This is a genomic window from Desulfogranum marinum, assembly GCF_963675105.2.
Taxonomy (GTDB): Bacteria; Desulfobacterota; Desulfobulbia; order Desulfobulbales; family Desulfobulbaceae; genus Desulfogranum; species Desulfogranum marinum.
This window is the reverse complement of sequence record NZ_CAXXRO010000001.1, coordinates 191,912-199,875: the sequence shown is the minus strand read 5'-3', so window position 1 is coordinate 199,875 and position 7,964 is coordinate 191,912. Positions and strand designations below refer to the sequence as shown.

General features: G+C 46.7%; 4 protein-coding genes. 2 read left to right on the top strand and 2 right to left on the bottom strand.

Annotated elements, in window-relative coordinates; genetic code table 11:
- Together dctP and ACHZCY_RS00800 are read right to left on the bottom strand one after the other, a co-directional pair.
- A partial coding sequence (dctP, locus tag ACHZCY_RS00805) for a TRAP transporter substrate-binding protein DctP (RefSeq protein WP_319547499.1) occupies positions 1-952 on the bottom strand: 952 nt, incomplete at its 3' end.
- 51 nt (positions 953-1,003) lie between these two features.
- Entirely contained in the window at positions 1,004-1,684 is a 681-nt protein-coding gene (locus ACHZCY_RS00800) for a GntR family transcriptional regulator (protein WP_319547498.1), read from the bottom strand.
- A 332-nt stretch (positions 1,685-2,016) separates the two neighbouring features.
- On the opposite strand from ACHZCY_RS00800, the gene ACHZCY_RS00795 reads away from it, so the two are divergent.
- Complete coding sequence (locus ACHZCY_RS00795) at positions 2,017-5,544, top strand: hypothetical protein (protein ID WP_319547497.1); 3,528 nt, start codon at positions 2,017-2,019, stop codon at positions 5,542-5,544.
- 688 nt (positions 5,545-6,232) lie between these two features.
- Positions 6,233-7,960: an FAD-dependent oxidoreductase gene (locus tag ACHZCY_RS00790; RefSeq protein WP_319547496.1), complete on the top strand. Its 1,728-nt coding sequence runs from the start codon at positions 6,233-6,235 to the stop codon at positions 7,958-7,960.
- Positions 7,961-7,964 lie beyond the last annotated feature (4 nt).

The window sequence follows — 7,964 nt, the reverse complement described above, 5'->3', positions numbered from 1 at the left end:
CCTTGGCATTGGCTTCAGATTTTTTGGCCTCTTCTTCCCAGACAGACAGTGCCGCTGCTGTCATTTGTTTCATGTCTTCTTCGGAAAAAGCAGAGTTGGTATTTTTGAATAATTCGTTGATGGTTGCCTCATCCTTGTCGGTAATCCAGGCATAATAGCCGGCGCGGAACTTATCAGCTGCTTTTTGTACGACGTCCTGCAGGTCTTTAGGCATAGAGTTCCAAAGTTCCAAATTGATGACAAGGTTGTCAACGATAGGGTCCAGCACCGGTGAGGTGTTGAAAAAGCGGGCTCCCTCATAGTATTTGGTTGTCTTGTATTCAAAGGCCGAGCCGTAGAGCACTCCATCAATCTGACCAGTTGTGAGAGCCAGATAAATATCTTCCGGCGGCATGGAAACTGTTTTGACGCCGAGCTTGTTCAGCATTTTGGCAGAGGCTCCAACTGCGCGAATTTTCATTGTGCGCATATCTTCAATGCTTCTGATGGGGCGTTTGCTTAGAAAATGATATGGCGCTGCCCACACAGGCCCCAGGTACTTGACGCCATGTTGGGCATATTCCTGTTCGATGATATTTTTTAAGCCGTGTTCGAAGAAAATGGCTTGCGCTTCTTCAGGTGAAGTCCAAGCAAGGGGCATTCCAGATTCTATCGGACCAATCGGTGTTTCAGTAAAATGATGCCCCATTCCGCGGCCCATACCGATGGTGCCTGTTTTGACGGCGCTTAATATCTGGCTGGAGGGTACCAGCTCTCCACCGGAATAGGGCACGACTTTAATCTTGCCTTTGCTTTCCTTCGCAACCATCGCTGCAAATTTTTTTTCTGCATCCAGCATACCTGCAGGATAGTAGCTCTGCAGTTTTATGGTGAACTCTTCTCCAAAGGACAGGCTGGGCAGGGTAAGGGCGCTAACTATACATACCAGCAGTAGCAAATTAGATCTTCGCATGATCGTCTCCTTTTCTGTTTTATATTTACGGTCGCTTATTTCCAGGGTGGCCTAGAGGTAATAAACCGCTCGAATATGCTTTTTGTTGTATTCAAAGTTCCAGTGCACATCTTTAAGGCAGGAAGCTGCCTTGTCCGGATCCTTTCCGCGAATGGCGTTCACGATCGTCTCGTGCTCTGTGCAGGCATCCAGGTACCACTGCTGCGCAAATGATTTTTGCGGGAAATCCCATAGTCTGTTTTTTATGGGACGTAAGATACGTTCTGCAAAAAGATTGGGCGCTGTCTTGATAAAGAAACCATGAAACTGATAATGCAGCAGGCCATATGATCCCAAATCGCCTTCCCGGATATGGTGTCTCATTTGTCTGTTTAGGGCATCCATCTGATCAAGAATATCTGAAGTGTAACGCTCAAAACCTTTAGTGATAAGCGTGCTCTCAATAGTTCCGATGATGCCGTAAAGGTACTCGATGTCCTCTTCTTCCAGTTTGTTTACGGTGACACGGCTACGTGGGTGGATGGTGACAATCCCTTCTGCGTCCAGTCTTATGAGGGCATTGTTCAGTGGAGTACGACTGATTTCAAGATCCTTGCAAATCTTTTTTTGATCAATAATGGAACCTGGAAGAAGCTCACCTTTGTGTAACTTTTCACTGAGTATTTCGTACACTTGGTCTCTGAGCGATTCTGCTTTGATGGGTGTTTTGTCTTGTTTTTTTAAAGTTTTCATAGCTTCTCCTTGCGACCAGCGACCGCAGTGGGTAATCCTATCTTGGATTTCAATTGAAACACAAACTGAAATTTCAGTCAAGATGTAAGGTGACTCTTTCTAAAGGTTGTATATGTAACAAGAGAAGAGGAATAGAATCTGCTTGATCAATTTCATAGTGGGTATGACAGTCGTGGACGTCTTTTTTTTACAGTTTATTTAACAGATGCATGACAATGGCAATGTTCTGTTTTTCTAACTGATAGCGCGAAGAAGACCATTGACAACGTCTTGGATTTGGGCCAAGGTGCTGATGTCATTATCAATGAATAGAGGCAATAAGGAGGCTCGCGATGGGAAAAAGAAGGGGGGAAATATGGAAGTGGATATTGTCTTCTTGCCTGCTCCTCGTGCTTTTAACCGTAGCCTTTCTCCCTACCTTCCTTTTTTCACAGGTTGGGCTCGATTTTATTCTGCCACGACTCAATCAGGTTATTAGCGGTGAGCTGACAATCACATCCTGTGCTGGAGGTTGGACGAAAGGCCTTGCATGCGATGAGGTGCAGTTTCGTAGATCCGACGGGCAATCTCTGTTCATGGCGCAGCAAGTTGCCGTTGATCGGAGTTTGTTGAAATTATTGATGGCTCCGCGCAATGTTGGAGAGATTTTTATAGATTCTCCTGTCATACGAGTGCCGGTTGCAGCGAAAACCAGTGCCGCGAAAAGCGAAAGTGGCTCCGCGCAAACAGAGTCACCTGTCGAAATTGATCCCTCCTCAGCCGAAACGAAGTCGAACATAGAAAACGAATCGGCAGGCCCGGGTAGGGAAAAACCTTTTTGGGAAGGATTGATTGCCGGCCTTCGTGTGCGTAAAGGACGAGTTATTACTCCCATGGTTGCACCAGGTCTGCAGACGCTGGCTGAAGAAATTAATTTTCAGGCGCGCCTCAATGACGGGACGGTGAACTATGCTTTCCAGATGCTGTCCGGAGAGCAGCAAGGCAGAGTGTTTGCAAAAGGCTTTTTTAACCTGCCCATATATAATCAGCCGCTTTTGCCTGCTCTTGTTTCTTCGACAGAAGTCGAGATTACCCGCCTGGATTTGACCGGTTTCCTGCGAGCGTTTGCAGCCGCGCAGCCGGCCGGTGGTCCTGTTCCTACAGGGCAGGGAATGCTTAATGGGAAATGGCAGGTCAAAACTGCTGGCCTTAATAATATTGTTGTTCAGGGGAGCAGTACTATAAATGACTTTGCGTTGACAGGTGGGATTTTGGGAGCTGATCGTCCAGAATTTAAACAACTGGAACTTGTCATTGATGGAGCGCGGAAATCTGAAAAAGAGTGGGCGGTCAATACGTTTCTTCTTTATTCAGAATTGTTGAGCCTAAAGAGCAGCGGCACTTTGCATGATAACAATGGAGAAGTAAAAGCCTCCGGGAAGTTACAATTGCCTGCCTTGTTCACCATGTTTCCCCATACCCTTAAGATGAAAGATGATGTGACTGTTACTGAGGGGGAGCTTGATTTTGACCTTGCTTTACAAAAATCTAAAGGGGTTAACAGGGTTGTAGCCAATGCCGGGAGCAGTGTTTTGCAAGGAGCCTTTAAACAACAACACATCCTTTGGGATGACCCTTTCTCACTTTCTGTGGATGTGTATCAGGAGGAGGGGAGCGGGAGCCTTTTTTTTTCAAAGTTACAACTTGTTACCGATTTTCTGGCTTTGGAAGGCAATGGCAGTTTGGATAATTTTTCACTCCACGGAACGGCGGATCTGGAGAAAGCATCCAAGGCAATGAATACTTTTGTGGAAACTGAGTACCAGGTCCGCGGGCAGGCCGAATTCGACAGCTCTTCAATGATATTGCAGGATCAACAGTATCAGGTAACGACCACACTGAACGTGAAAAAATTTGCCATGGATGACACCCGCGGCAATTTTGTCCCTGAGCATCCATTGCAGCTTTCAGTGAAAGGAACAGCTCCGCGTTCCTGGTTAGACGGCAAAGGAAGCATGGACTTAGATTTTTCCACTGACAGCTGGTTGGGAGAAGGACAAGCACAGTTGTTTGATATGAAGCGTGATGCCGGCCGGAGCAGCAGCGGTTGGCTCAACGGCGGGTATGCCGTTAACGGTTCCCTGGATCTGGAACCGCTGACCACCTTTCTCAATCGTATTCGACCTGACAAGGAACAAATATTTGCCAAAGGGGTAGCCTCGGTAAAGGCCTCCGGTAAAACCGAGCCGCAATTACTAAAAATAGGTAAATTTGATCTTGAAATTAGTAATTTGGAGATGCAGTATCGTGATATAGGCTATGAAGACCAGCACGTACGGTTTGCTCTATTGGGGAAAACACCTGATTCTCCAATTGGTTTTGTGAATGTGGCCCCTTTGGTGGTGCTTAATGACTGGAAAGACTATGGGAGCGTTGAAAAAGGGTGGGCAACCTTTGATCTGACCCATAGGGAAATGGTGTTGCCGCATCTGTTTTTTGATTCTGGAATACTTTCAGTTCCTTCCGCCTCTATGCAAGTTGCCGATTGGCAATTTTTGACTCGCGATTTTACCTTGGATTTTACCAGCGAATTTGCTGTAGATAATTTAGTGGAAGTCATCCATCAGATGGATCAATTGCCTGGTGCCGTCAAAGGCAAGGGCAGCGCAGTCGTTTCTGGACACGTCTTTGGACGTGACAAGCAGCTTGAGGCACTTTTGCAAATTCAGGGGCAGGATCTGGCCTATCTCCGTGATAAGAAAATAATTGTAGACAAACAGGATCTCAATGCCAAGATTGAACTGCACCATGCTGTTGGGACGAAAGACGCTGTATTACCGGAGATATCGGTACAGTCACAGCTCTTGACTTGGGACGGCAAAGCCGATTTTCGTGGTGGTGATGCAGCTAATATTACCATCGAAGGGGAGGCGATCCCTGACTTTACTTTTTTGGCGACACTACTTGAATCCGTCACGGGTAAGCAGTTTAAACTTACAGGGCGAAACGCACAGACCATTTCTGCCTCCCTCGCTTTAAGTAAAAGCGGGGAGAAAGGTACCCCTTTCTCTTTCCATTATCAAGGCGGAATAGATGCTATCCAGTACCAGGGGATCGATATCAGTAAGTTTACTTTGTCCAGCGCTATTGAGAAAGGGAAAGGGATTTTCACTGCAGCGGGAAACTTGAACAAGGGAACTCTATCGTTCTCCCCATTGTATGACGGAACCGGGGACACTGCTGCTCTCTCGCTACAGAAGCCGGAAGAAATTCTTTCGGAAGTTCACCTGCAGGAACCGTTGGTGAAAAATGTACTGGCAAAAATGCATCCTTTGTTCGGTGTTCTTGTCCGTCCACAAGGGGTGATCAGTATGCGTGCTGATTCGCTTTTTGTCCCGCTTGGTGAAGCAGAGAAGACTCGTTTTCGGACAATTATTGATGTCCAGCAGGTTCAGCTTGAAAGTAATGTTTTTCTACGTGAAATATTGCAGCTGGTGAATGTTTCCGGAGATTCTCTGGACTTGAAGGATGCAGAGATTACCTGCCAAGGGGAGAATGGTCGCGTCAGCTGTTCACCTGTACACATTTTGGCTGCGGAGGCGGAGATGACCCTGCATGGGTCAGCGGGATATGATGGGTCGTTGGACTATCTTTTAACTATTCCTGTTACCAAGGCGTTGGTCGGCAAGGAAGGATACCGGATCCTGGAAGGAACAACCATTGATATTCCCATTAAAGGCTCTGTTGATGAGCCATTGTTCAGTAGAGATAATCTCCAACAAACCATTGCCGAAATCATTAAGCAAGCAGCTGCCGGTGCGGTAGAAAAACAAATACAAAAGGTTATTCCGGGTTTATTAGAGAATATATTTGGGAACTGAGATGACCTGCACCGCACACCTGCTCAGAGCATGATTGCTGATAGAACGGGGAAAAAGTGTTTAGCTGTGCTTTGACAAGTACAGGGAAAAGGAATAATGAGATGTATCGCATTAGCCGGATTTCCCCTGACCACTGTGTTAAATTGATAGATATTGTGCGATTGTAGCTGCTTGGACTCAATAATGAGAACTTACAATTTTACACAATGGTCACCCTAGGTCAGCCCGGTCGACGCCATCTACTTCTGTATTTTTGCAGTAAAAAAAGGTAACTATCGGAGTATCCGCTTACCCTTTCACTGCCGAAAAAATGAAACTGACGCCGCCTGAACTAAGGAAAATACGGGTTAGGAGGTTAAGGCGAAGGGAATCGTTATTTGTCGAATAGTGACGTTGTATTGTATATTGTAGAGCGTTTATCTCTTCTCCAGAGCTTGTCGAACAGAAGCATTTTTTTCAACTCGGAGTAAGTGTCGAAAAAATAATGCTTGCAATAGTCGGTATATGTTTGTGTTTTATTTTTTCACAATCTTTGATTTGAAGTGGAAATGTCTCAACTCGACAGGCGCCTGGCAGCCCTTTAGTAAACCACCTGTTTACGGCTGGGCACTGGTTGGGGAGATTATCCTGGGTACTGGATTATACGTTGGTTTTGAGAGAATTTATCGGTAATATTAGGAGAAATGTCGTGGGAAAAGAGATAGTTATTGTTGGTGCTGTTGCAGCTGGGCCTAAAGCGGCGTGTCGTTTGAAACGTTTGAAACCTGATTGGAATATTACCTTGGTAGACCAGGATAGTCTTATTTCCTATGGCGGCTGCGGCATCCCCTATTATGTAAGTGGTGATGTGTCTGATGCAAGTGAGTTGCGCGCTACCAGCTTTCATGTTGTCCGTGATGAGAAGTTTTTTGAGAAGGCAAAAGGAGTGAATGTCCGGACTCGTACCAGGACGACCGCCATCGATCGGGAACGGAAAGTGATAAAGGTTATAAACCTCGACAGTGGTGAAAAGCAGGAATTGCCCTATGACAAGCTGATGCTAGCCACCGGAGCAAAACCTTTTGCTCTTCCCATTCCCGGCGCTGATTTGGATGGTGTCTTTACCATTGCCAATCTTCATAAGGCCGTTGAAATTAGAAAAAGGATAGCTCAGGGGCAGGTAGGTAAGGCGGTTGTCATTGGCGGAGGGGCGATAGGCATTGAGATGGCCGAGGCGCTTAAAGATCTATGGGGAGTGGAAACTTCTTTGCTGGAGTTGGCACCGCAGCTACTGCCTTCAATTGTTGATTGGCCAATGGCAAGTATGCTTAAAAAGCATTTGTCGGAGAATGGGGTGAATGTTTACACCGGAGAATCGGCCACTGAGATTATCGGTAACGATGAAGGGAAGGTAACTGCGGTAAAAACGCCTAAGCGTACTCTGGAAGCAGAATTGGTCATTGTTGCCGTCGGTGTACGCCCTAGGAGTGAACTGGCAAGGGAAGCAGGTCTTGAGGTCGCTCCCAGAGGTGGTATTAGAGTTGATCGGCGGATGAGAACTTCAGATCCGGATATCTATGCAGCCGGGGACTGCGTTGCCAGTCTCAGCCTGGTGACCGGTCGCGATACATTTACTCCGCTCGGCTCACTGGCCAACCGTCAGGGACGTGTAGTTGCAGACAACCTGGCAGGAATACGGACGCAGTTTAAAGGGGTGTGTGGCTCTTTTATCATGAAGGCTTTTGAACGGTGCATTGCTACAACCGGAATTAGTTATGAAGCGGCTAAAGCAGAAGGAGTTGACGCAGAATATGCCATTACCTCCCCGCCGGATCGAGCGCATTTTTTTCCCAATCAGGCGGTGGTGATTTTACAGATGGTTTTTGATAAAAGAACCAGGAAGGTTTTAGGAGTACAAGGTTTCGGGATGATGAACGATTCTCTTTCTGCCCGGATCGATACGGCGGCAGGATTGATTGCTCAGGGAGCGACGATAGAGGACTTTGCCGATGTGGAAATGGCTTATGCGCCGCCTTTCTCTTCTGCCATTGATTCCATCAATGCTGTCGCGTATGCAGCGGAAAATTTATGCGACGGACGTTTCAGGCAGATCGAGTTGGATCGTTTTCTTGCCTGGATGGAGGACATGACGACGGAACCAGACTGGGTGGCTCTTGATATACGCCATCCGGCCGAAGCCAAACCCTATGTGGAAAAATATGGAGCCGACAAATGGCTTTTCGTCCAATATGAAGAGATGAGAGCGCGTCACCAAGAGGTGCCTGATGACAAGACATGCATTATCATATGCAATGCAGGGACTCGTTCTTATGAGGTGCAGGTTTTTCTCGAATCAGTTGGGAAAACAAATAATTATGTAGTGGGTGGAGGCTTGAATGTCGTCAGTCGCCTTGACCTGGAGTGGAATATAAAATAGTATT